The sequence below is a fragment of the Actinokineospora baliensis genome (assembly GCF_016907695.1).
GTDB classification, from domain to species: domain Bacteria; phylum Actinomycetota; class Actinomycetes; order Mycobacteriales; family Pseudonocardiaceae; genus Actinokineospora; species Actinokineospora baliensis.
This window is the reverse complement of sequence record NZ_JAFBCK010000001.1, coordinates 650237-671921: the sequence shown is the minus strand read 5'-3', so window position 1 is coordinate 671921 and position 21685 is coordinate 650237. Positions and strand designations below refer to the sequence as shown.

Annotated in this window: 21 protein-coding genes; 18 read left to right on the top strand and 3 right to left on the bottom strand. The window is 71.7% G+C overall.

The annotated features are described in order from the left end of the window. Positions 1 to 73: 73 nt before the first annotated feature. Both mycP and eccD read right to left on the bottom strand, forming a co-directional pair. The gene (mycP, locus tag JOD54_RS02720) at positions 74 to 1510 is read right to left on the bottom strand and encodes a type VII secretion-associated serine protease mycosin (RefSeq protein ID WP_204449029.1); all 1437 of its coding nucleotides are present in this window, start codon (positions 1508 to 1510) and stop codon (positions 74 to 76) included. Further along, complete coding sequence (gene eccD, locus JOD54_RS02715) at positions 1507 to 2901, bottom strand: type VII secretion integral membrane protein EccD (protein ID WP_307859807.1); 1395 nt, start codon at positions 2899 to 2901, stop codon at positions 1507 to 1509. Before eccD ends, mycP begins: the two co-directional genes overlap by 4 nt. Positions 2902 to 3046: 145 nt before the next feature. Between eccD and JOD54_RS02710 the strand changes: the two genes are divergently transcribed. The 17 genes from JOD54_RS02710 to JOD54_RS02630 all read left to right on the top strand — a co-directional run bounded on the left by JOD54_RS02710 (position 3047) and on the right by JOD54_RS02630 (position 18982). Continuing rightward, positions 3047 to 3406 (top strand): hypothetical protein, encoded by a 360-nt coding sequence (locus tag JOD54_RS02710; protein WP_204449028.1) that lies wholly within the window; start codon positions 3047 to 3049, stop codon positions 3404 to 3406. Positions 3407 to 3451: 45 nt separating this feature from the next. Next, the gene (gene eccCa / locus JOD54_RS02705) at positions 3452 to 7444 is read left to right on the top strand and encodes a type VII secretion protein EccCa (protein WP_204449027.1); all 3993 of its coding nucleotides are present in this window, start codon (positions 3452 to 3454) and stop codon (positions 7442 to 7444) included. 552 nt (positions 7445 to 7996) lie between these two features. Further along, entirely contained in the window at positions 7997 to 9715 is a 1719-nt protein-coding gene (locus tag JOD54_RS02700; RefSeq protein ID WP_204449026.1) for a type VII secretion-associated protein, read from the top strand. Beyond that, positions 9712 to 9948 (top strand): hypothetical protein, encoded by a 237-nt coding sequence (locus JOD54_RS02695; protein WP_204449025.1) that lies wholly within the window; start codon positions 9712 to 9714, stop codon positions 9946 to 9948. Before JOD54_RS02700 ends, JOD54_RS02695 begins: the two co-directional genes overlap by 4 nt. Before the next feature lie 217 nt (positions 9949 to 10165). Continuing rightward, the gene (locus tag JOD54_RS02690) at positions 10166 to 10477 is read left to right on the top strand and encodes a WXG100 family type VII secretion target (protein WP_204449024.1); all 312 of its coding nucleotides are present in this window, start codon (positions 10166 to 10168) and stop codon (positions 10475 to 10477) included. Positions 10478 to 10545: 68 nt separating this feature from the next. Beyond that, a complete protein-coding gene (locus JOD54_RS02685) occupies positions 10546 to 10839 on the top strand; it encodes a WXG100 family type VII secretion target (protein WP_092777732.1) in 294 nt (97 codons plus the stop codon). Positions 10840 to 11139: 300 nt separating this feature from the next. Continuing rightward, positions 11140 to 11583 (top strand): 50S ribosomal protein L13, encoded by a 444-nt coding sequence (gene rplM, locus JOD54_RS02680; RefSeq protein ID WP_204449023.1) that lies wholly within the window; start codon positions 11140 to 11142, stop codon positions 11581 to 11583. A gap of 86 nt (positions 11584 to 11669) precedes the next feature. Continuing rightward, the gene (gene rpsI, locus JOD54_RS02675) at positions 11670 to 12188 is read left to right on the top strand and encodes a 30S ribosomal protein S9 (RefSeq protein ID WP_204456033.1); all 519 of its coding nucleotides are present in this window, start codon (positions 11670 to 11672) and stop codon (positions 12186 to 12188) included. 162 nt (positions 12189 to 12350) lie between these two features. Further along, positions 12351 to 13682, top strand: coding sequence for a phosphoglucosamine mutase (glmM, locus tag JOD54_RS02670; RefSeq protein WP_204449022.1), 1332 nt, complete (start codon positions 12351 to 12353; stop codon positions 13680 to 13682). 74 nt (positions 13683 to 13756) lie between these two features. Continuing rightward, positions 13757 to 13948: a hypothetical protein gene (locus tag JOD54_RS02665; protein ID WP_204449021.1), complete on the top strand. Its 192-nt coding sequence runs from the start codon at positions 13757 to 13759 to the stop codon at positions 13946 to 13948. Beyond that, positions 13948 to 14112: a hypothetical protein gene (locus JOD54_RS02660; RefSeq protein ID WP_204449020.1), complete on the top strand. Its 165-nt coding sequence runs from the start codon at positions 13948 to 13950 to the stop codon at positions 14110 to 14112. The genes JOD54_RS02665 and JOD54_RS02660 overlap by 1 nt, the downstream gene beginning before the upstream one ends. Positions 14113 to 14243: 131 nt before the next feature. Further along, positions 14244 to 14567 carry a hypothetical protein gene (locus JOD54_RS02655; protein ID WP_204449019.1) on the top strand — a complete coding sequence of 108 codons (324 nt, stop codon included), beginning with the start codon at positions 14244 to 14246 and terminating at the stop codon, positions 14565 to 14567. Between the two features lie 3 nt (positions 14568 to 14570). Beyond that, positions 14571 to 16679, top strand: a complete 2109-nt coding sequence (locus JOD54_RS02650) for a hypothetical protein (protein ID WP_204449018.1) — start codon at positions 14571 to 14573, stop codon at positions 16677 to 16679. Next, the gene (locus JOD54_RS02645; protein ID WP_204449017.1) at positions 16676 to 17173 is read left to right on the top strand and encodes a hypothetical protein; all 498 of its coding nucleotides are present in this window, start codon (positions 16676 to 16678) and stop codon (positions 17171 to 17173) included. The genes JOD54_RS02650 and JOD54_RS02645 overlap by 4 nt, the downstream gene beginning before the upstream one ends. Further along, positions 17170 to 17475 carry a hypothetical protein gene (locus JOD54_RS02640; RefSeq protein WP_204449016.1) on the top strand — a complete coding sequence of 102 codons (306 nt, stop codon included), beginning with the start codon at positions 17170 to 17172 and terminating at the stop codon, positions 17473 to 17475. Before JOD54_RS02645 ends, JOD54_RS02640 begins: the two co-directional genes overlap by 4 nt. Continuing rightward, positions 17472 to 18767, top strand: coding sequence for a WXG100 family type VII secretion target (locus JOD54_RS02635; protein WP_204449015.1), 1296 nt, complete (start codon positions 17472 to 17474; stop codon positions 18765 to 18767). Before JOD54_RS02640 ends, JOD54_RS02635 begins: the two co-directional genes overlap by 4 nt. A 2-nt stretch (positions 18768 to 18769) precedes the next feature. Continuing rightward, on the top strand, positions 18770 to 18982 hold the full coding sequence (locus JOD54_RS02630; RefSeq protein ID WP_204449014.1) for a hypothetical protein: 213 nt from the start codon (positions 18770 to 18772) through the stop codon (positions 18980 to 18982). Here the strand turns inward: JOD54_RS02630 and JOD54_RS02625 are convergent. Then, complete coding sequence (locus JOD54_RS02625) at positions 18972 to 19775, bottom strand: dienelactone hydrolase family protein (RefSeq protein ID WP_204449013.1); 804 nt, start codon at positions 19773 to 19775, stop codon at positions 18972 to 18974. The genes JOD54_RS02630 and JOD54_RS02625 overlap by 11 nt on opposite strands. A 49-nt stretch (positions 19776 to 19824) precedes the next feature. On the opposite strand from JOD54_RS02625, the gene glmS reads away from it, so the two are divergent. Beyond that, positions 19825 to 21684 carry a glutamine--fructose-6-phosphate transaminase (isomerizing) gene (glmS, locus tag JOD54_RS02620; RefSeq protein WP_204449012.1) on the top strand — a complete coding sequence of 620 codons (1860 nt, stop codon included), beginning with the start codon at positions 19825 to 19827 and terminating at the stop codon, positions 21682 to 21684. The last annotated feature ends 1 nt before the right edge of the window (position 21685 follow it).

The window sequence follows — 21685 nt, the reverse complement described above, 5'->3', positions numbered from 1 at the left end:
GGTTCCTCCCGTTGTCCCACAAGGAGGATACGACCATCTGGCCCATAAGGTTCCGCAGAAGGGCGGAATCGACCTAGGCCGACCCGCGGATCTCGCGGCGCGTGCCGGGTCGGTTGCGGCGGATCGTGTGCACCACGAACAGCGTGAGCAGCAACAACAGCACCCCGCCTGCCGCGCCGACCATCGCCACCTGCGTCGGCGCCCAGTTCTTGATCTCCGGGGCCGGGAGCGCGGCGCGGACGTTGAGCGCCTCGTCCGGGCGGACGCCCTGCTCGCTGGGGATCAGGGTGGTCAGCGCGCCGATCGGGTTGATCATGCCGTAGCCGACCAGGTTGTCCCGGCCGCCCGGCGCCGCCGGGTGCGAGGCGGAGACCTTGATCCGGTTGGCCACCTGGTCCGCCTTCAGGTACGGGAAGCGCTCGCGGATCAGCGCGGCCAACCCGGCCACGTACGGCGCGGCGAAGCTGGTGCCCTGGATCGACACCTGCTTGCCGTCCTGCAGCACCTGCAGGTTCGCCAGGCCGTTGGTCGCCGGGTCGAGCGAGATGATGTCGGTGCCCGGCGCCGCGACGCTCACCCACGGGCCCTGCACCGAGAACTCGGCCGGGTCGCCGCTGCGGCCCATGGCGGCCACCGAGATCACGTAGTCGGCGAACCAGGGCGGGGTGACGATGTGCGTCGGCTTGTTCGGGTCGACGCCGTTGCGCTGGTCGGGGCAGCCCTTCTCGCCGGTGTTGCCCGCCGAGGCGACGAGCACGACGTCCTTCTGCTCGTAGGCGTAGCGCAGCGCGGCCTGCAGCTGCCGCTCCGCCGGGGTGATCGGACCGTCGGCGACCGCGCGGCAGTTGTCCACCGACATGTTGATCACGCGCGCGCCCTGGTCCGCGGCCAGCACCACGGCCTTGGCCAGGGTCTCCAACGTGCCCGCGGGCAGCGCCTGCTCGCCGGGGACCCGCACGCCCTTGTAGTTCGCGCTCGACTGGCGGATCGACAGGATCCGCGATTCCGGGGCGATACCGCGGAAACCGATGTCGCCGGGCGGGTTGGCCGCGATGATCCCGGCGACCTCGGTGCCGTGCCCGTCGCAGTCCTCGAGGCCCTGCTTGTCCTTGACCACGAAGTCGCCGCCCGGCTGCACCCGCCCGCCGAAGTACGGGTGCGCGCGCACGCCGGTGTCGATCACCGCGACCAGCACGTCCTTGCCGGTGGCGAACTGGTGCAGCTCGTCGAAGCGCAGCTGCATCTGGCCCCACGGCTTGTTCTTCAGGTCCGTGCCCTGGTTGAGCGAGCCGATGCAGTTGTTGGCCAGGGTGTAGGCGGTGTCCGGGTCGGACCCGCTCGGCACGGCCACCGCCGGGTCCGGCGGTGGCGGCTCGGCCATCGACGCGATCCGCTCGGCCCGCTCGTCCGGCGTCCTGGTCGGGCTGGTCTGCGCCGAACCGGGCAGCGGCAACGCGACCGCCAACGCCGCCGCGCCGACCACAGCGGCGAACCGGCGGGCCGTCCTCATGAGAAGCTCACACCCCGCAGCGTCGAGTACAGGTCCATCACCGCGAGCGCGATCGGCAGCACCACCGCGATGCAGATGGCCTCGATGATCTCCACGGTCCGGCGCAGCGGCGGCGAGAAGCGCTGCTCGGGGAACACCACACCGAGCACCAGCGCCCCGGCCGAGAGCAGCACCAGCGCGCCGAAGACCCACAGCAGCCGACCGAAGGTGTCCGCGGTGAACAGCCAGCCGAGCAGGATCCCCGCCGCGGCCAGCATCCCGGTGGCCAGCAACGCGATCGCCTGGCTGCCGTTGGCGTAGGTGCGCGCCCGCAGCAGCAGCACCAGCGTCGCGACGACACCGAGCAGCACGCCCCAGACACCGGGCGCGCCCGCGGAGACGATCGCGCCGATCGCCGCGGCCGAACCGCAACCGATGATCATGCCGGTCATGTACTCGTGCGCGAGGCCCGCGCGCCGCTCGATCGAGCGGTAGTCGGGGAAACCGGTGTCCTCCTTGAGGTCCTCCGCGCTGCCCGGCACGTTCGGCAGCGGCAACCTCGCCAACTGGATGGTCAACCGGGGCAGCACCGACAGCGCGCCCAGCGCCACCGCGACCGTCCCGGCCGCGATCCCGGCCGCGGGGTGCGCGATCAGCGTCGCCACGGCGAAGGCGATCACCCCGAGCGCGGCGGCGGTCCCGGCCGCGACGAAGGTGGTGATCCCCGCGCCGATGACCATGATCGACGCCGACGCCACGATCAGCACCAGCGCCGAGGCCAGCAGCAGGCTCGGCCGCCCCGGTTCCCCAGGCACGATGGACAACCCGCTGACGAACGCCAGCGGCAGCCCGCCAGCCGCCGCGATCAGCACACCGGTGGTGCGGGCCTGGTAGGCGCGGGCGAACACCGCGCCGAGCGCGACCGCGATCACCGCGCCGGTGCCCGCGGTGATCGCCGGACCCAGGTTGCCCCCGCCCCACAGCGGACCGGCCATCAGCACCGCGAACGCGCCGGTGACCAGCGCGAGCGCGCCCGCGATGTGGCCGATCCGGTTGGCGGTCTCCTTGGTCCACGGCCGGTAGCTGTCCGGGGTGGACTCGGCGATGGCGTCCACGACGTCGTCGAACAGCGGCGGCGGCGGGTTCTCCGCGCGCTTGCGCAGCTGCAGCATGTCGCCGTCGACGACGCCGAGCGAGCCGAGGGTGCGGCTGGGGTCGAGCGGGTTGTCGCCCAGCTTGGCCAGGCACCAGCCGCCGTGGCGCGCGCCGCCGTCCGGGGTGGTCTCCCCGGCCATCTCCAGCAGCATCGGCAGCAGGTCGGCGACCGAGACGTCGGCCGGGAGCGCCACGTCGATGCGCGTTCTCGGCGCGACCACGGTCACTCTGCTGAACACGGTCGTACCGGCTGCCACTGCCCGCCCCCTCGTGAGTTGTCCACAGGTCTGCTCGGACCGACCCCGGCGCGACCGGAATCGGTCCTAGTATGGCCGCACCGATATCTCGGGATGCGCCGGTTCGGCGGAAGTCGGCGACGAGGGGCGACGAACAGGGGGAGAGATGGCCGAGCACGACCACGGCCCTGTGCTGCCCGCTGCTGTCCTCGCGACGGCCGCGGTCGCCGCCGTCGTACCCGTGTTCGTCGCCGGTGCCAACACGACCAGGGTGGTCCTCGGCGCGTTGTTCGCGCTGGTCGCCGTGGTCGTGCTGCTCGGTCGCCGCTCGAGCGGGCCGGGGCGGTTCGCCACCGCCGTGCTGGGGCTCGCGGTCGCCGCGGGGCTCACCTACTTCCAGGCGATCTCCGGCGCGGGTCTCGTCGGCGCCCTGTGCGGCGCGTTGTTCCTGGTCGCGGTCCTGGTGAGCGCGGTGTTACCCGGAGCGCGGTCGAAGTCCACCGTGAACGGACCGGTGGTTCGGTAGCTTTTCCCAGTCCTCCCGCCAGCGAGTCGAAGAGGTGTCCACCCGGTGAGCACGCTGCAGTTCAAGCGTTCGCCCCGCCTTGCCGCGCCCAGGCAGCCCGGCGGCGAGGTCCACCTCGAACCGCCACCCGAGGTGCCCAGGGTCATCCCCGGCAACATCCTGATGAAGATCCTGCCCGGGGTCATGATCGTCGCCTCCGTGGGCATGATGGCCTTCATGTTCGTCGTGGGCGGGCGCAACCCCACGTCCCTGCTCTTCGGCGGCATGTTCCTGATGTCGACCGTCGGCATGATGGCGGGCGGCATGGGCGGGCGCGGCGGCGGCCAGAAGAAGGCCGAGATGAACGAGGACCGCAAGGACTACCTGCGCTACCTCGGCCAGATGCGCGACCGGGCCCGCGAGGCCGCGCTCGACCAGCGCTCCGCCCTGGAGTGGACGCACCCCGACCCGCAGGCGCTGTGGTCGATCGCGACCAGCAGGCGGATGTGGGAGCGCCGCCAGGCCGATTCGGACTTCTGCCACCTGCGCGTCGGCCGCGGCTCGCAGCGGCTGGCCACCCGGCTGGTGCCGCCGCAGACCGGCCCGGTCGACGAGCTGGAGCCGATCGCGACGCTGGCGCTGCGCCGGTTCGTCCGCGCCCACTCGATCGTCCCGGACCTGCCCATCCAGGTCGCCGTGCGCGGGTTCGCCGCGGTCGGCCTCACCGGCGACAAGGCGCTCACCCGCGGCCTGACCCGCGCGCTGCTGGCCCAGCTGGTCACCTTCCACACCCCCGACGACGTGCTGATCGCGGTGGTCACCTCGGGCAAGGCCAAGGCGGAGTGGGAGTGGGCCAAGTGGCTGCCGCACGCCCAGCACCCGACGCTGCTCGACGGCATCGGCCAGCTGCGCATGATGAGCGGCTCGCTGGCCCAGATCGAGGCATGGCTCGACGACGAGCTGCGCGACCGGCAGCGGTTCACCCGCAACGCCCCGCCGCAGCCGGACCAGCCGCACGTGGTGATCGTCATCGACGACGGCGAGGTCACCAAGGAAGAGCAGATCATCCTGGAGGAGGGGCTGGTCGGCGTCACGCTGGTCGACCTGTCCGAGTGCCTGGGCAACCTCACCGCCCGGCGCGGATTGCGGCTGGTGGTCGAGGCGGACCGGCTCGGCGCGCGCAGCGCCTCCGGCGTGGAGTGGTTCGCCAGCCCGGACGTGCTCAGCGTCGCCGAGGCGGAAGCGTTGGCGCGCAAGCTGTCCCCGTACCGGCTCTCCGCCGCGGCCGCCGACTCCGGCGACGAGGAACCGCTGCTGTCCAACCCGACGCTGCTGGAACTGCTCGGCATCCCCGGCGACCCGATGACCTTCGACGTGCAGCAGGCGTGGCGGCCCCGGCCGGTGCGCGACCGCTACCGGGTCCCGTTCGGCGTCGGCGAGTTCGGCCAGGCCGTCGAGCTCGACATCAAGGAAGCGGCGGTGGAGGGCATGGGCCCGCACGGCCTGTGCATCGGCGCGACCGGGTCCGGCAAGTCGGAGTTCCTGCGCACGCTGGTGCTGGGCATGCTGGCCACGCACTCGTCGTCGACGCTGAACTTCGTGCTGGTCGACTTCAAGGGTGGCGCGACCTTCCTCGGGTTGGACTCCGCGCCGCACGTCGCCGCGGTCATCACCAACCTGCAGGGCGACCTGACCCTGGTCGACCGCATGAAGGACGCGCTGGCCGGTGAGATGAACCGGCGCCAGGAGGCGCTGAAGAACGGCGGCAACTTCAAGAACGTCTGGGAGTACGAGAAAGCGCGCGAGAACGGCGCCGACCTCGACCCGCTGCCCGCGCTGTTCATCGTGGTCGACGAGTTCTCCGAGCTGCTGTCGGCCAAACCGGACTTCATCGACCTGTTCGTCGCGATCGGACGGCTCGGCCGGTCGCTGCAGATGCACATGCTGCTCGCCTCGCAGCGGCTGGAAGAGGGCAAGCTGCGCGGTCTCGACTCGCACCTGTCCTACCGGATCGGCCTCAAGACGTTCTCCGCGGCCGAGTCCCGCGCGGCCATCGGCGTGCCGGACGCGTTCGAGCTGCCGTCGATCCCCGGCTCCGGGTACCTGAAGTTCGACACCAGCACCATGGTTCGGTTCAAGGCCGCGTACGTGTCCGGGCCGTACCGCCCCGCGGGCATGCAGGCGGCCGGGCCGGTCGCCGCCGTCTCGGGTGACCGGCGGGCGAAGCTGTTCGTGCCGGACTACGTGGAGATCCCCAAGGAGCCGGAGAAGCCCCTGGAGCCGGTCCAGGAGGAGAAGAAGCCCGAGGGCGGGCAAGAGGCCAGCGAGCTCGACGTCATCGTCAACCGGCTCGTGGGGCAGGGTCCGCCCGCGCACGAGGTGTGGTTGCCGCCGCTGAACGAGCCTAACTCGCTCGACACGCTCTTCCCGCCGCTGCAGCCGACCGAGGACCGCGGTCTGTCGCCGGTCGGGTTCTACGGCAACGGCAGGCTCCAGGTGCCGCTCGGCATCATCGACAAGCCGTTCGAGCAGCGGCGAGACCTGCTGTGGGCGGACTTCTCCGGTGCCGCTGGCCACGCCGCGATCGCGGGCGGGCCGCAGTCGGGCAAGTCGATGATGCTGCGCACGCTGGTCATGTCGATGGCGCTCACGCACACCGCCGAAGAGGTCCAGTTCTACTGCCTCGACCTCGGCGGCGGCACGCTCGGCACGCTGGAGGGCCTGCCGCACGTCGGCGGGGTCGCCGGTCGCATCGACCCGGACAAGGCCCGCCGGATGGTGGCCGAGGTGACCGGTCTGGTCACCGAACGCGAGCAGCGCTTCCGCGACGTGGGCATCGACTCGATGACCGACTTCCGCAACCGCAAGCGCCGAGGTGAGCTCAAGGACGACCTGTTCGGCGACGTCTTCCTGATCGTCGACGGCTGGCTCAACTTCCGCCAGGAGTTCGAGACGCTGGAGATGCAGGTCGTCAACCTGGCCGCCCAGGGCCTGTCCTACGGCATCCACGTCGTGGTCGCGGCCAACCGCTGGGCGGAGATCCGGCCCGCGTTGAAGGACCTGCTCGGCACCCGGTTCGAGCTGCGCCTCGGTGACCCGTCGGAGTCCGATGTGGACCGTCGGGTGGCGGTGAACGTGCCAGCCGGGCGGCCTGGTCGCGGACTGTCGCGGGACAAGCTGCACTTCCTGACCGGCCTGCCGCGCATCGACGGGTCGAGCAACCCGGAGGACGTCGCCGGTGGCGTGCAGGACGCGGTCGCCAAGATCAAGTCCGGCTGGCGCGGCCGCAGCGCGCCGAAGGTCCGGCTGCTGCCGGAGGTCCTGCCCTACGAGGACCTCATCGCCCAGGACCCGCGCCGCGACAGCAAGCTCGTGCCGATCGGCGTCGACGAGAACGACCTGGCCCCGGTGTACCTGGACCTGGAGTCCGAGCCGCACTTCGTCGCCTTCGCCGACGGCGAGTCCGGCAAGACCAACCTGCTGCGGGTGATCGTGCGCGGCATCATGGACCGCTACACCCCCAAGGAAGCGGTCATCATCCTGGTCGACTACCGGCGCACCATGCTCGGCTACATCAACACCGAGCACCTGCTCGGCTACGCCGTCTCCTCCAACCAGCTCGGCGACATGATCAAGGACGTCCGGGGCTCCATGCTCAAGCGCCTCCCCGGCCCGGACGTCACCCAGGAGCAGCTCAAGAACCGCTCCTGGTGGAAGGGCCCGGAACTGTTCGTCATCGTCGACGACTACGACCTGGTCGCCACCCAGGGCAACAACCCGCTGCAGCCCATCGCCGAGTTCCTCCCCCAGGCCAAGGACGTCGGCCTGCACGTCATCACCGTCCGCCGCACCGGCGGCGCCAGCCGCGCCATGTTCGACCCGGTCCTGGGCAAACTCCGCGAGATCGCCAGCCCCGGCATCGTCATGAGCGGCAGCAAAGACGAAGGCGCCCTCCTCGGCACCGTCAAACCGTCAGCGCTGCCCCCAGGCCGAGGCACCCTGGTCAGCCGCAAGGTCGGCCAATCCCTCATGCACATCGCCTGGATCCAGCCGGAGTAGCCGCCGCCACCCTCCCGCTCGGCCTGGCCGAGCGGGAGGAGCGCTCGCTGCCGCGGCCCGCCGGTGCCTCGCTCGGTGTCCGCCGAGCGAGGCACGCGTGGTGAAACAGGCCTGCCGACGGAGCCCTCCTCCATGGCGTCAACCCCTCCGCGCTGCCACCAGGCCGGGGCACGGTGGTCAGCTGCGAGGTGGGCCGATCCCTTATGCGCGCCGCCTGGATCCAGCCGGAGTAGCCGCCGCCACCCTCCCGCTCGGCCTGGCCGAGCGGGAGGAGCGCTCGCTGCCGCGGCCCGCCGGTGCCTCGCTCGGTGTCCGCCGAGCGGGGCCCGACCCGATCAAGGACACCGCGTGGTGCCCGCTTGGTGAAGCCAGCCCGCCGACGGTGCCTGCTTCGGCGCCGTCAAGCCCCCCGGTCGCGCCCCGGGGCGGGGTGGTGTCGTGCCCGCTCAGGCTTGGTCCTGGCGGGCCAAGGCTGTGCACCCGGGCCCGTAAGCCTTGACGGCGGGTCGCCACGTAGGGTGACCTTGGACATACCGTCAGGAGGTGGCCAGGGTGCTGCGTGTAGCTGTCGACTTCGGCACTTCCAGCACCTGTGTCGCCATCTCGCTCAACGGGCGGGAACCGCAAGTGATCGTCATCGACGGGCAGCCGCTGTTGTCGTCGGCCGTGTACGCCGGCATCGACGGCACGTTGTTCGTGGGGCAGGAGGCCGAGCGGCAGGCCGCGCTGGACCCCTCGCGGTTCGAGCCGCATCCCAAGCGGCGGATCGACGAGGGTGAGCTGTTGCTCGGTGCCGCGGTCATCCCCGTGGTCCAGGTGTTCCGGGCGGTGATCGGGCGCGCCGTCGCCGAGGCGCGGCGGGTGGCCGGGGGTGTGCAGGTCGACCAGCTCGTGCTGACCCACCCGGCCGACTGGGGGAGTGTGCGCACCCAGGTGCTGCGCCAAGCCGCTGCCGGGCTCGCCGCCAGGGTGCTGTTGGTGCCGGAACCCGTGGCGGCGGCCGTTTTCCACTCCGCGAGCTTCCCCGGCCAGGGGCGCACCCTGGCCGTCCTGGACCTCGGTGGCGGGACCGTGGACGTCAGCGTTGTGCGGACCGAGCAGCACACCACCCTCTTCACCGTCTTGGCCACCAAGGGAAACCCGACCTTCGGCGGCGCCGACATCGATCAGCTCCTGCTCGAGCACCTGGGCCGCACGGCCGCCGCCAAGCACCGCGACGCGTGGGCGGAGCTCATCGAGGGCAGGGACCTGCTCGACCGGCGCCGGAGACGGGTGCTGCGGCAGGACGTCCGCAACGCCAAGGAGACGCTGTCGCGGCACACCTACACCGACATCCCGCTCCCGTCCCCCTTCCCCGACGCCCACGTGACCCGCGACGACTTCGAGCGGTTGATCGCCGAGCCCGTCGCCGCCGCCGTGGCGCTCACCCTCGCCGCGGTGCGGGACGCGGGGTTGGCGCCCTCGGGGTTGGCCGGGATCTTCCTCGTCGGCGGGTCGAGCCGGATCCCGTTGGTGGCGCGGTTGGTCGCGGAGCGGACGGGGGTCGTGCCGGTCACGCTCGACCAGCCGGAGACCGTCGTCGCCAGGGGGGCGTTGCGGGCGGTCGCCCCCGATGTGGACCACACCGGTGTGCTCGCAGGCGCCCCGCACGGGACCGGATCGCACCAGCAACCCCCTTACCGGGCACCGCAGCCCTATTTGCCCGCCGCCGAACAACAGCCGAAGAAGAAGCGGAAGACGGGGCTCTACATAGGGATCGGCGTTCTGCTCGCGTTGGTGGGCGGCGGTGTCGGGCTCTTGCTCGCCGTGAACCAGGACAGCGCGGGCAGCACCACGATCTCGCGCTACGACTACCGGTTCGCGCTGCCGGACGACTGGACGCAGACCGGCGGCAACCCCGGGATCATGCGCACGGAGATCAAACCGACCGGTGCCGAGCAGGGCAACGACCTGGTCCTGGTGCAAGAGCGCCAACTCTCGTTCGACAGCGGCACCGACCGTGCGCGCGCGTTGGAGCGGTTGCGGGCGGACTTCGACGGCCGCGGTTCGGAACTGTCGGGATACGACGAAAAGGCCAGCTTCGCGGGCCGCGATGTTGTGTACTACCGCGAGCAGGTGGCCAAGCAGGGCGCTACCGTCGACTGGTACGTGCTCCTGGAGGGCAGGTACCAGGTCAGCATCGGCTGCCAGTACACAGAAGGCGGCCGGGAACTGGTGCGGCAGGCTTGCGAGACGGTGGTGCGCTCCACCGTGGTCGGAGGTGGGCAGTGAACGAGGGATTCGCCGAGTCGGTCGCGAAGTTCCGGGCCGAGGTGTCCGCCGCGGTGACCGCCGCGCGCCGCGCTTCGGCCGAGGCGCGCGAGACCAGCGCCGCGTTCCGGCGCGACACCCAGCGGCTGGCGGCCAAGTCGACCAGCGCGCCGCCGGAGCAGGCGCGCAAGGAGCCGAACACCCCTGACGACGAGGACTTCTCGCAGGACCAGATCCTGCTGCACGGGGGCTGACCTGCGGCGACGTTCACACCTGTGAACTCATCTGCGCCTTGTCCGGTCCCGGTGGACCCGGTCTGACCTGCGGGTTCCCGGCAAGACCGTTAACGGGAGCAACGACCTGCAACCAACCCGCACCGAGGGGGAACCAAACCTGGCAGGGTCTTCGTCGTAAGCGGCGTACGAACGAAGAAGGCGTACGACCCAACCACAAGCCAGGGGGTTTCTCCCAATGTCCGGTTACGGAATCACGCCAGAAGAGATGGCCAAGGCCGCTGTCGACGTCGACAACGTCAACGAGCAGAGCCAGAACTCTCTCAAGAGCCTGGGCAGCGCCCTGCAGCCGCTGCACGACAACTGGTCGGGTAACGCCGCTCGCGCCTTCGCCACGCTGATGCAGCGCTACAACGACGACGCCAACAAGCTGCACACCGCCCTCGAGGCGATCTCGCAGCAGCTCAAGGAGAGCAACGCGGCCTACGTCCGCCAGGAAGAGGAGTCCTCCTCCTCGCTGTCGAACATCACCAGCGTCCTCGGCGGCTGAGTCCTCTTTCCGCGGTAGTGCTTTCCGGCCCATCTCGTACTTGATTGACGACTTCAGGGAGAAACCCAATGTCCGGCGACATCATCAAGGTCAATTTCGCGGAGGTCGCGAACGCGTCGCAGTCGCTCGCGTCCACCTCCAGCCAGCTGGAGACCCTGCTCGGCGACCTCAAGCAGCGCCTGGCCCCGCTCGCCGCGGGCTACACCGGTGCCGCCTCCGAGGCGTGGAACGCCAAGCAGGCCGAGTGGGACAAGGCCTACGACGAGCTCAAGCAGGTCCTGTCCTCCATCGCGGTCGCGGTGCAGCAGTCCGGTGAGAACTACGAGGCCACCGAGCGCGCGAACGCCAACCGCTGGGGCTGAGCCGACCACCGGCCACCGGCCGGTCACCCGCTCGTACCGCCAAGGCCCGGGGGCTGCCCCCGGGCCTTGCCGCGTGTCGGGGACCGCGTGTCGAAGGCCACACCCGGCCGGGTGAACGGGGGTGGTTTTGACCCCCCAACGGCCACCCGGTATCTTCTTACGTTGTTGTGCGGCGCGGGGCGTAAAGCTCGGCTGGTTTAGCGCGAGTCGAGCCGCGTTGCGCGCCCCTGGACGACCCGTTCGCCCAGGGGTGATGCCCGCACAGGCACCCATGACGCATGTTGACGATGAGGTAGACCCGTGCCCACGTACAGCCCTAAGCCCGGCGAGGTCGACCGAGCCTGGCACGTGATCGACGCCGAGGACGTGGTGCTCGGTCGTCTCGCCACGCACGTCGCGACGCTCCTTCGCGGCAAGCACAAGCCCACTTACGCCCCCCACGTCGACACCGGCGACTTCGTCGTCATCGTCAACGCGGAGAAGGTTGTCCTCACCGGCAACAAGCGGGACCAGGCGTTCGCCTACCGGCACAGCGGCTACCCCGGCGGTCTGCGCAAGCAGTCCTTCGGCGAGCTGCTCGACACCCGCCCCGACCGGCTGCTGGAGAAGGTCGTCAAGGGCATGCTCCCCAAGAACAAGCTCGGCCGCGCCCAGGGCAAGAAGCTCAAGGTCTACGCAGGCCCGGCCCACCCGCACGCCGCCCAGCAGCCCCAGCCGTTCGAGATTGCGAAGGTCACCAAGTGAGTGAAGACGTCGTGACCCCCGAGCCCGTCGAGGACGACGCCGCCGCGGTCGAGACCGACGAGACCGCCGCCACCGAGGTCGCCGAGGTGGCTGAGGTCGACGCCGACGAGACCGCTGCCGAGACCGACGAGGCGGCCGCCGTCGCCGAGTTCGACGCGCTCGACAACGACGCCGCCGACGCCGCCGAGGCCCCGGCCCCGGCGCTGCCGCACCTGACCTCGGAGACCGCGCAGACCGTCGGCCGCCGCAAGGAGGCCGTCGTCCGCGTCCGGATCACCCCGGGCTCCGGCAAGTTCCTGCTCAACGGCAAGTCGCTCGAGGACTACTTCCCGAACAAGGTCCACCAGCAGCTCATCCGCGAGCCGCTCGTGGTCGTCGAGAAGCCCGAGTCCTTCGACATCCGCGCCAACCTGCACGGCGGCGGCATCACCGGCCAGGCCGGTGCGCTGCGCCTGGCGATCGCCCGCGCGCTGATCGAGCTCGACTCCGAGGACCGCCCGGTCCTGAAGAAGGCAGGCTTCCTCACCCGTGACCCGCGGGCCAAGGAGCGCAAGAAGTACGGCCTGAAGAAGGCCCGCAAGGCGCCTCAGTACAGCAAGCGCTGACCCTTCGGCGTCAGCCACAGCACGACCCAGCGGGAGCAGCTCCGTTCGACACCGAACAGGCTGCTCCCGCTGTGCTTTTCCCCCCGGTCGTCCCACCAGTCCCACCCGGCTCGGCCCACCCCTGCCTCCCACCCCCGTCCCCACACGTGGAGGAACCAGTCCATGGCTCGACTGTTCGGCACCGACGGCGTACGCGGTCTCGCCAACGCGGACCTCACCCCGGAACTGGCGATGTCGGTCGCCGCGGCGGCGGCCAGGGTGCTCGCCGCGCGCGACACCTCGCACCGCCCGGTCGCCGTGGTCGGCCGCGACCCGAGGGCCAGCGGTGAGATGCTGCAGGCCGCCGTGGCCGCCGGGCTGGCCTCGGCCGGTGCCGACGTCATGCAGGTCGGCGTGGTGCCCACCCCGGCGGTGGCCTTCCTGGTCGGCGCGCTGGGCGCCGACCTGGGCGTGATGATCTCCGCCTCGCACAACCCGATGCCGGACAACGGGATCAAGCTGTTCGCCGCGGGCGGGCACAAGCTGCCCGACGCCATCGAGGACGCGATCGAGGCCGGTCTGGACTCGCCTGCCGAGCGCCCCACCGGCGCCGGGGTCGGCCGGATCTACGACATCGCCGACGCGCACGACCGCTACGTCGCGCACCTGCTGGCCGCGGTCCCCAACCGGCTCGACGGCCTCAAGGTCGTCGTCGACTGCGCCAACGGGGCCGCCTGGGCCGCCGCGCCGCAGGCCTACCGGGAGGCGGGCGCCGAGGTCATCGCGATCCACGCCCTGCCCGACGGCGAGAACATCAACGACGGCTGCGGCTCCACCCACCTCGACGACCTGCGCGCCGCCGTGCTCGCCGAGGGCGCTGACCTGGGCATCGCGCACGACGGCGACGCCGACCGCTGCCTGGCCGTTGACGCCACCGGCGCGGTCATCGACGGCGACCAGATCATGGCCGTGCTCGCCCTGGCCATGCGCGACGCCGGTGAGCTGGTCGACGACAGCTTCGTGGTCACCGTGATGAGCAACCTGGGCCTGCACGTGGCCATGCGCGACGCCGGCCTGAAGCTGCGCACCACCGCCGTCGGCGACCGCTACGTGCTCGAGGAGCTGCGCGCCACCGGCCTCGCCCTCGGCGGCGAGCAGTCCGGCCACGTCCTCATCCCCGGCCACGCCACCACCGGCGACGGCCTGCTCACCGCCATGCGCCTGATGGCCCGCGTGGCCGCCACCGGCCGCCCGCTCGCCGAGCTGGCGGGCGTGATGACCCGCATGCCGCAGGTCCTGGTCAACGTCAAGGTCACCGACAAGGCGACCGTCGCGGCGTCCCCGCTGGTCAGCTCGGCCGTGGCCGCCGTGGAAGCCGAGCTCGGCGACACCGGCCGGGTGCTGCTGCGCCCCTCGGGCACCGAGCAGCTGGTCCGGGTCATGGTCGAGGCGCCCAGCGAGGAAGCCGCCCAAACCGCCGCCGACCGCCTCGCCGCCGTCGTCGCCGGTGTCTGAGCGCCGAGTGCGCTGAGTCCTAACCCCCCGGCGCGGGCCGTGGTTACCATGCCCGCGCCGGAGGGGGGTTCGCCGTGAGCATCGGGCTGTCCGAGTTCCTGATCGTGCTGGTCGTCGCCCTCATCCTGGTCACCGTCGTGGTGGTGGCCAGGACCGCGGAGAAGCAGCGCAGGGCCCGCGAACTCCGCGAGCGCGACATCGCCGAACTGGCCCGCCTGCGCGAACAGCTGCGCAGGCTGGAGCCACCGCACGGGGGAGACCGGTAGTGGAGTTGGGATCCATCCTCGAGAGCATGCTGGCGGGAGCCATCGCCGGTGGGGTCATCAGTGGTGTCATGGTGCTGGTGCGGCGCAAGCGCGCCCGGCGGCAGCCGCCGCGCCAGCGGCCCGACCAGCGTCCGCCGCAGCACCCGGACCGCCCGCCGCAGTGAATGCAGTGATTCCTGGGTCGATGCACAGGTGGAGTCGGTAGTTTCTTCTTTGCGTAAGTGACGGCACCGCAGGTCAGCGGGTCGCGTCCAACGCACGACGACATCGAGGGGCCGGAGAGTCAGGGGGAGCTGTGGCGCTGGACGAGACCATGAAGATGGACCACGAGGTGGTGCGGTCCGCTGGTCTGGACATGGCCGATCTGGCCGTCTCGCTGCAGGAGGTGCAGCGCTACGCCGCCGGGGACGGGCTCAAGCAGGAGCACTTCGGCGGCACGGCGGACGGGGCGGCGGCGTTCGGGGCGTTCAACGGCGTCGTCCAGCAGCTCGCGGGGTCGGTCGGCAAGGCGCAGCAGTACTGCGTCGAGGCGGCCAAGCGGCTGACCGAGACCGCCAAGGCGACCGACGGCACCGACGTCGACAACGCGTGGGGCATCACCGCGGCTGGGGGTAAGTAGTCGATGGCCGGTCAGTTCAGCCACGAGGTCCAGGACGCCCTGCAGACCCCCTCGGACGTGCACACCGAGGACCACTCCGAGGCCATGCTGGCCAAGCTGGACCCCTTCACCAAGATCATGGGCAAGGACCAGCTCGGTCACCTCTACGACCTGTGGCGCAACCACCCGGCGTGCCTGCCGGGCAACCGGAGCAAGTGGTCGGCGCAGCCCGCGTGCGGCGACGGCTGGCAGGAGAAGACCGACTCCTCCGGCGGCATGTGGAAGCTCAAGATCATCAACTGGGGCTACCTCTGGGGCGCCAGGGGCAGGCTGGACAACCTGGCCAAGGCTGCGGGCGCGATGGACGGCGCCGCGGGCGCGGTGGCCACCAAGCTGCAGGGTGCGTGGAGCAGCAAGGCCGGTGAAGCGGCCACCGCCAAGATCAACGACCTGCGGTCGGCCTCGATGGACTACCAGGCGCTGCTCGGCGAACTGCGCGACCACGTCGACGGTGCCAGGTCGGCCACGCGCGCCGTGGTCGAGAAGCTCGCCGGGTTCGGCACCTCGTCCGACGTGGGCGGCAAGCCGATCATGGAGCGGTACGCGAGCCTGTCCATCGGCAGCCCCGGCATCGTCGTGTTCCCCCGCGACCGGTACGAGAAGTACATCAACGAGATGGGCCGGATGCTCGAGCACGGCGTCTGGAAGGGCGGGTTCTCCGCCCGCGAGGAGGTCACCACGCTCAGCGGCTTCGGCCAGGGCCTGCTGTTCCTCGACACCGTGCCGATGACGGCGGAGACCCTGCACGGGGCGAGCCAGGCGTACCTCACCGACGGCGACAACGTCTGGTCCGACATCGTCTGCCGCGAGCTCAACGACTTCTGCGAGTGCTACTTCCTCACCATCGGCAACTTCCGCCGTCAGATCGAGGAGACCATCAAGGCCGTCGAGGCCGCGTGGGACGAGCTCAACTCGGCGACCATCACCATGACCGCCGACCCGTTCGGCAAGCTCAGCCTCGCCGGGCCGTCCCAGCCGCCGCCCGAGGAGAAGAAGCCGGAAGAGAAGAAGCCCGAGGAGAAGAAGCCGGTGGACACCGGCGGCGGGCCCACCGACACCGGCGGCGGGGGTGGTGGAGGCGGCGGTGGTGGCGGGCCGGTCAAGGCGAACGTCGAGCCGATGCAGATGCCGCAGCCGACCGACCCGGCCTCGGTCATGCCGGAGGCGCCCGAGGTCCCCACGACGACGCCCGAGGTCCCCGCGACCGGTGCGCCGGAGACGGTGACGATCACCGACGGTGACCGGTCGATCAGTGTGCAGAGCCCGGACGGCCAGGGGCGGGTCACCGTCACCGTCGACGACGGGTCCGGCACGCCTAAGACCTACGAGCTCGACTTCGGGGCGTCCACACCGGACACACCGGGTGCGCCTGGCTCCGGGGCCGACCCGGCGCGGTTGGACCCGGGCTTCGGTCCGACCGACCAGGCCGACGCCGTGCGGCACGTCCAGGCTGGACCGGACGGCAAGGCGGTGATCCAGGACGGTGACCTGACCATCACCGCCGAGCGGCCCGCTGACGCCCCGGACACCGTCAAGATCACCGTGTCCGACGGCACCGGCGAGCCGGTCACCTACACCGTGGACTACCAGGACCCGAGCGCGCCGACCGTCGACACGCCGCAGACCGGGTCCGCCACCGCCGAGCCAGTGGCCAGGCCGGTCGCAAGCGCTTTCGCCGGTGACCTCCCCGGCGCACCGGAACCCGCTGGCGCCGAGGCGTCCGGGACGCAGTCGACCTACGCGGCCAGCGAGCAGTCCGGCGCCTGGGGCGCGGCGGGCAGCGTGTTCGACGACCTCGACCGGGCCGACGACATGTCCAGCGCCACCCAGGCCTCCGGCGCCGGTGAGGCCGGTCTGGCCACCGCCCAACCCGGCGGCGGCGACCCGGCGGGCGGGCAGGCGGGCTCCGGCCTCGGCGGCATGCCGATGGGCGCGATGGGCGGTGGCGGCGGCAACGGCTCGGGTGACTCCGAGCGCGCCGGGTCGCAGTGGCGCACCAGCGGAACCCTCTTCGACGACGACTTCAGCGAGGCCGAAGCCCGGATCAGCACCGTGTTCGACGGGGGGCGGTGACCATGACGCCGGAGAGCAGGCAGGTGTTGGCCCGCTACGAGGACATCGCCGCGCAGCACGCCGCCAGGGTCAACCAGATCGGCGAGGAGTTCGCCGCCGACCTGGCCAAGCACGACGCGGCCGCCGCCGAGCGCGACCGGGTCGCCGCCGAGGCCTTACCCGCGATCAACGCGGCGCACGAGGCGGCCAAAGCGGAGTTCGCCAAGGCCCAAGCCGAGGCCGCTGAGGAGAAGGCGACCACCTGGACCCGCGAAACCCGCCCCACCGTCCTGTCCTTCACCGCCGAAGACGACGGACCCACCCCGCCGCACACCCCCGAACCCGCTCCCCGACCGGCCCCGGCGGAAACCCCCACCTGGCCCCGCGACCAACGCCCCTCCGTCCTGTCGTTCGCAGTTGAGGACGAGGCACCCCCGCCCCCACCCCGCCGCCAAGCCCCCACCCCCACCGACGACCAGGACGACGACTGGTCCGGCCGGAGCTGGGTGCGGTGAGCCTGCGCATCGACCACGAGGCGATCACCGCCCTCGCCGCCGAGGTCGACGACCTCCGCACCGCGGTAGCCGACATCGCGGCCTTCGCCAAGGCCGAAACCCTGACCCCGCGCCAATTCGGCCCGTTGGGCGCCCGCGCGGGCGAAGCCTTCGCCACCTGGCACGACGGGATCCTGGCGGAGGTCGAGCGCGCGGCGCCTGATCTGGAGAACGCGGTCTCCGGGCTGGTCAAGGCCGCGGAGCGGGTTGTTGAGGTGGACCGGGACGCCGCCGCTCGGATCACGCGGGCGGGTGAGCGGTGACGGCTGGGGTGGTGCGGGAGGTGTTGGTCGAGCCGGTCAGGGAGATCGACTTGGCTGATGTGGTGGTGGACGGGGGATTGGCCGGGGTTCGGCTTGCTCTGTCCACTCGGGAGGGTGGGGCGGTCTTCCAGCGGTGGCGCGACCACCCGGCCGCGGCTGGGGGGTGGCGGCAGGAGACGTGGGGGCCGCGCGATGAGCGGTTGATCGATGACTTGCGGGGCACCGACTTCGGGGCGCTCTCGGCCGCCGCTGAGCGGTTGGCTTCGATCGCGGACGCGGCTGGGGCGGTGCGGGATGGGGCCGCCGGGTTGCGGGGCAGGTTGGCCGACACCTGGGGTGGGCGTGGGGCGGACTTGGCCGCGGGGCGGTTTGACGAGTTCGCGGTGAAGGCCCGTGGGTGGCAGGAGTCGTCGGTGCGGCTCGCGGCGGCGGTGGACGGGGCGCGGGAGGTTGTCCGCACTGCCCTTCGGGGGTGGGCGGAGCAGGCCGACACCGTGCGCGGGCTCGAAGTGGACCACCTGCCGACCAGGCTCACCCAGATCGACCGGCTCGACGGCGCGGTGCGGGCGAACCCCGTCGACCTGCTGCGTTCGCGCGGTGCGCACGAACTGAACGCCCCAGGCGAAGAACCGTGGCCGACCGCCGAGGTGATCGAGTACCTCGACGGGTACTGCGCCAGGTACGAGGCCGCGATCGCCCGGTTCCGCCGGGACCTGGCCGCCGTGCACAAGGCCACCACCGACGCCTGGGGCCTCTTCGCCTCCCTCCTGCCCGAGAGGTCCACAGTGGACTCTCCGGTGGTCGAGGTGACGGCGCGGCCGGATTCGGTGGCGGTCGCGGTGGACGGCAAGCAGTACGTCATCGACGGCCTGCGCCGGCCACCCCCGCAGACCCAGCCCGCCGAACCAACTCCCGCCGCACAGAGCCCAGTCCCGCAGACCCCACCCGCGCAGCAGGCACCCGCGCATTCCGGGGGGAACGCGCCCGGCACCCCGTCGGTCCGCGAGCCGGGGCCCGGCGCGGCCACCGGCGCCGAGGTGCCACCGAGCGCCGAACCCCAGCGCCAGCCCGCAGCCGCTGTCCCGGCAGCCGCGACGTCGGGCCAGAGCGGTTTCGGAGGCGGCGGCGGGATGATGGGTGGGATGGGGGGCATGGGCGGCCAGGGCGGCGGTGACTCCGAGCGCAAGAGCAGCCAGTGGAAGCTCGTCGGCAGCCTCTTCGACGAAGAAGACCCGGCTGCCCGGTTCGGCGGCGTTGTCGGCGAGGACCCGGCCAACCGAGCCAGGGGCTGACCGTGCTCGACGACAACGACCCGACCGTGCGGGCCATACGCGCGCCGTTCCAGCAGCTCAGTAGGGCCCTGTCCGACGAGCTAGCGCGCTCGCGGGCCGCCTATGAGCAGGACATGGCCAAGCCGGACGAACGCCCCGCGCGTAAGAGGCGGTCGTGGGCGGAAGACCCGAACGACACCGGCGTGTTCAACGTCAGCTGGATGACTAAGCGCTGACGGTCTCGAAGGTGACCGGGGCCGCCTTCACCGGCTCGTCCAGCAGCGGCTGGTAGGTCTTCTGGCCAGCCAGGTGCACCAGGAAGAACGCGGTGAGCAGGGCCCGGCTGACCCGTTGCGTGGCGTGCTCGGACTTGCCGTGGACCAGCAGCCCGCTCCAGTGCTTGCCCTCGGCGAACCCCAGGTGCGACGCCTTCGGCAGCGTCCGCAGCTGCGTCGGCCCGCCCCACGCCTGCGCGATCAGCTCGCCGTGCGCGCTGGGCGGCGCCACCAGGTCGTTCCCGCCGACCAGGTGCAGGGACGGGACGCGGCAGCGGGCGGCGGCGTCGGTCGCGAAGGGCTTGGTCTGGGCCGCGGCGAGCGTGGCGACCGCCTTGACCCGGGGGTCGTCCGCTGCGGCCAGCGCGGCGGCCCCACCCCCGGTCGAGTGCCCCGCCAGCCCGAGCTTGTCCTGGTCGACGCTGATGGCCCCGTCGCCGAGCCGGACGCCCGAGCAGACGTCCAGCGCGGTGCGCAGGTCCGACGCCAGCAGCCGGTGCGACCCGAGTGGACCGACGTGGGTGCCGGGAGCGGCGACCACGACGCCCCAGGACGCCAGGTGCCGGAACAGGCCCCGGTACCGGCTGGGCGGCTGCAGCCAGCCGTGGCCGAACGCGATCGCGGGCAGTCCGAGGCCCGCGGCAGGCGTGAACACCACCCCCGGCATGCCGACCAACGCCAGGTCGCCGCGCAGGACCTGGTGCGGACCGGGGCGGGCGAGCTCGTCGAGCAGGTGCTTGGCCGTGCGTGCCATGGGGCCAGCCTATCGGTGGTCGAACTAACCGGTGGTTACCCTGGTGCGCGTGTGCGGAATCGTGGGATATGTGGGGCACAGACCGGCTCTCGACGTGGTGCTCGACGGGCTGCGCAGGCTCGAGTACCGCGGGTACGACTCGGCCGGTGTGGCCGTCCTCGTGGGCGACGGGCTGGCCGTGGAGCGCAAGGCCGGTCGGCTGGCGAACCTGGAGGCCCGGCTCGACGAGGTCGGCAGGGCGGGGTTCGCGGGTACCGCGGGCATGGGGCACACCCGGTGGGCCACGCACGGCGCCCCGGTGGACCGCAACTCGCACCCGCACCGGGACACGACCGGTCGGGTCGCGGTCGTGCACAACGGGATCATCGAGAACTTCGCCTCGCTGCGCGCCGAGCTGGAGGCCGCTGGCGTCGAGCTGGCCAGCGACACCGACTCCGAGACCGCGGCCCACCTGGTCGCCCGCGCCTACGCCGACGGCGACACCCGTGGAGACCTGCCCGCGAGCGTTCGGGCCGTGTGCCGCCGCTTGGAGGGCGCGTTCACCCTGGTCGTCACGCACGCCGACGAGCCGGACCTGATCGTCGCCGCCCGCCGCAGCTCCCCGCTGGTGCTGGGCATCGGCGACGGCGAGACCTTCGTCGCCTCGGACGTGGCCGCGTTCATCGAGCACACCCGCGAGGCCGTCGAGCTGGGCCAGGACCAGCTGGTGGTGATCACCCGCGGCGGCTACGAGGTGCTCGACTTCCACGGCGAGCCCGCCCCGGCCAAGCCGTTCACCGTGGACTGGGACCTCTCGGCCGCCGAGAAGGGCGGCCACGAGTACTTCATGCTCAAGGAGATCGACGAGCAGCCGACCGCGCTGGCCGACACCCTGCGCGGGCACTTCGCCGACGGCCGGATCGTGCTCGACGAGCAGCGGCTCTCCGATCAGGACCTGCGCGACGTGGACAAGGTGTTCGTCGTCGCCTGCGGGTCGGCCTACCACTCCGGCCTGGTCGCCAAGTACGCCATCGAGCACTGGACCCGGCTGCCGGTCGAGGTCGAGCTGGCCTCGGAGTTCCGCTACCGCGACCCGGTGCTCGACCGCGACACCCTGGTCGTGGCCGTGTCGCAGTCCGGCGAGACCGCGGACACGCTGGAGGCCGTGCGGCACGCCCGCGAGCAGAAGGCCAGGGTGCTGGCGGTCTGCAACACCAACGGCGCGCAGATCCCGCGCGAGTCCGACGCGGTGCTCTACACCCACGCCGGGCCCGAGATCGGGGTCGCCTCGACCAAGGCGTTCCTCGCCCAGATCGCGGCGAACTACCTGGTCGGCCTGGCCCTGGCGCAGGCGCGCGGCACCAAGTACCCCGACGAGGTCGCCCGCGAGTTCCACGAGCTGGCCGCCATGCCCGAGGCCGTGCGGCAGGTGTTGGGCACCACCGCCCAGGTCCAGGCGCTCGGCCAGGAGTTGTCGGACGCCAAGGCCGTGCTGTTCCTCGGTCGGCACGTCGGCTACCCGGTGGCGCTGGAGGGCGCGCTCAAGCTCAAGGAGTTGGCGTACATGCACGCCGAGGGCTTCGCGGCTGGCGAGCTCAAGCACGGGCCGATCGCGCTGATCGAGCCGGGCCTGCCGGTGGTCGTGGTGATGCCCTCGCCGAAGGGGCGCGCGGTGCTGCACTCGAAGCTGGTGTCCAACATCAGCGAGATCCAGGCCCGCGGCGCCCGGACCATCGTCATCGCCGAGGATGGCGACGAGACCGTGCGGCCGTTCGCCGACGAGCTCATCGAGATCCCGGCGGTGCCGACGCTGCTGCAGCCGCTGGTGTCGACCGTGCCGCTGCAGGTCCTCGCCGCCGAGATCGCCCGGTCCCGGGGCTACGACGTGGACAAGCCGCGCAACCTGGCCAAGTCGGTCACCGTCGAATAGG

Bases quoted from the DNA above. Each gene is read 5' to 3' on its own strand.
- mycP (WP_204449029.1), bottom strand. From the start codon at position 1,510: ATGAGGACGGCCCGCCGGTTCGCCGCTGTGGTCGGCGCGGCGGCGTTG.
- JOD54_RS02710 (WP_204449028.1), top strand. From the start codon at position 3,047: ATGGCCGAGCACGACCACGGCCCTGTGCTGCCCGCTGCTGTCCTCGCG.
- JOD54_RS02690 (WP_204449024.1), top strand. From the start codon at position 10,166: ATGTCCGGTTACGGAATCACGCCAGAAGAGATGGCCAAGGCCGCTGTC.
- JOD54_RS02685 (WP_092777732.1), top strand. From the start codon at position 10,546: ATGTCCGGCGACATCATCAAGGTCAATTTCGCGGAGGTCGCGAACGCG.
- glmM (WP_204449022.1), top strand. From the start codon at position 12,351: ATGGCTCGACTGTTCGGCACCGACGGCGTACGCGGTCTCGCCAACGCG.
- JOD54_RS02650 (WP_204449018.1), top strand. From the start codon at position 14,571: ATGGCCGGTCAGTTCAGCCACGAGGTCCAGGACGCCCTGCAGACCCCC.
- JOD54_RS02625 (WP_204449013.1), bottom strand. From the start codon at position 19,775: ATGGCACGCACGGCCAAGCACCTGCTCGACGAGCTCGCCCGCCCCGGT.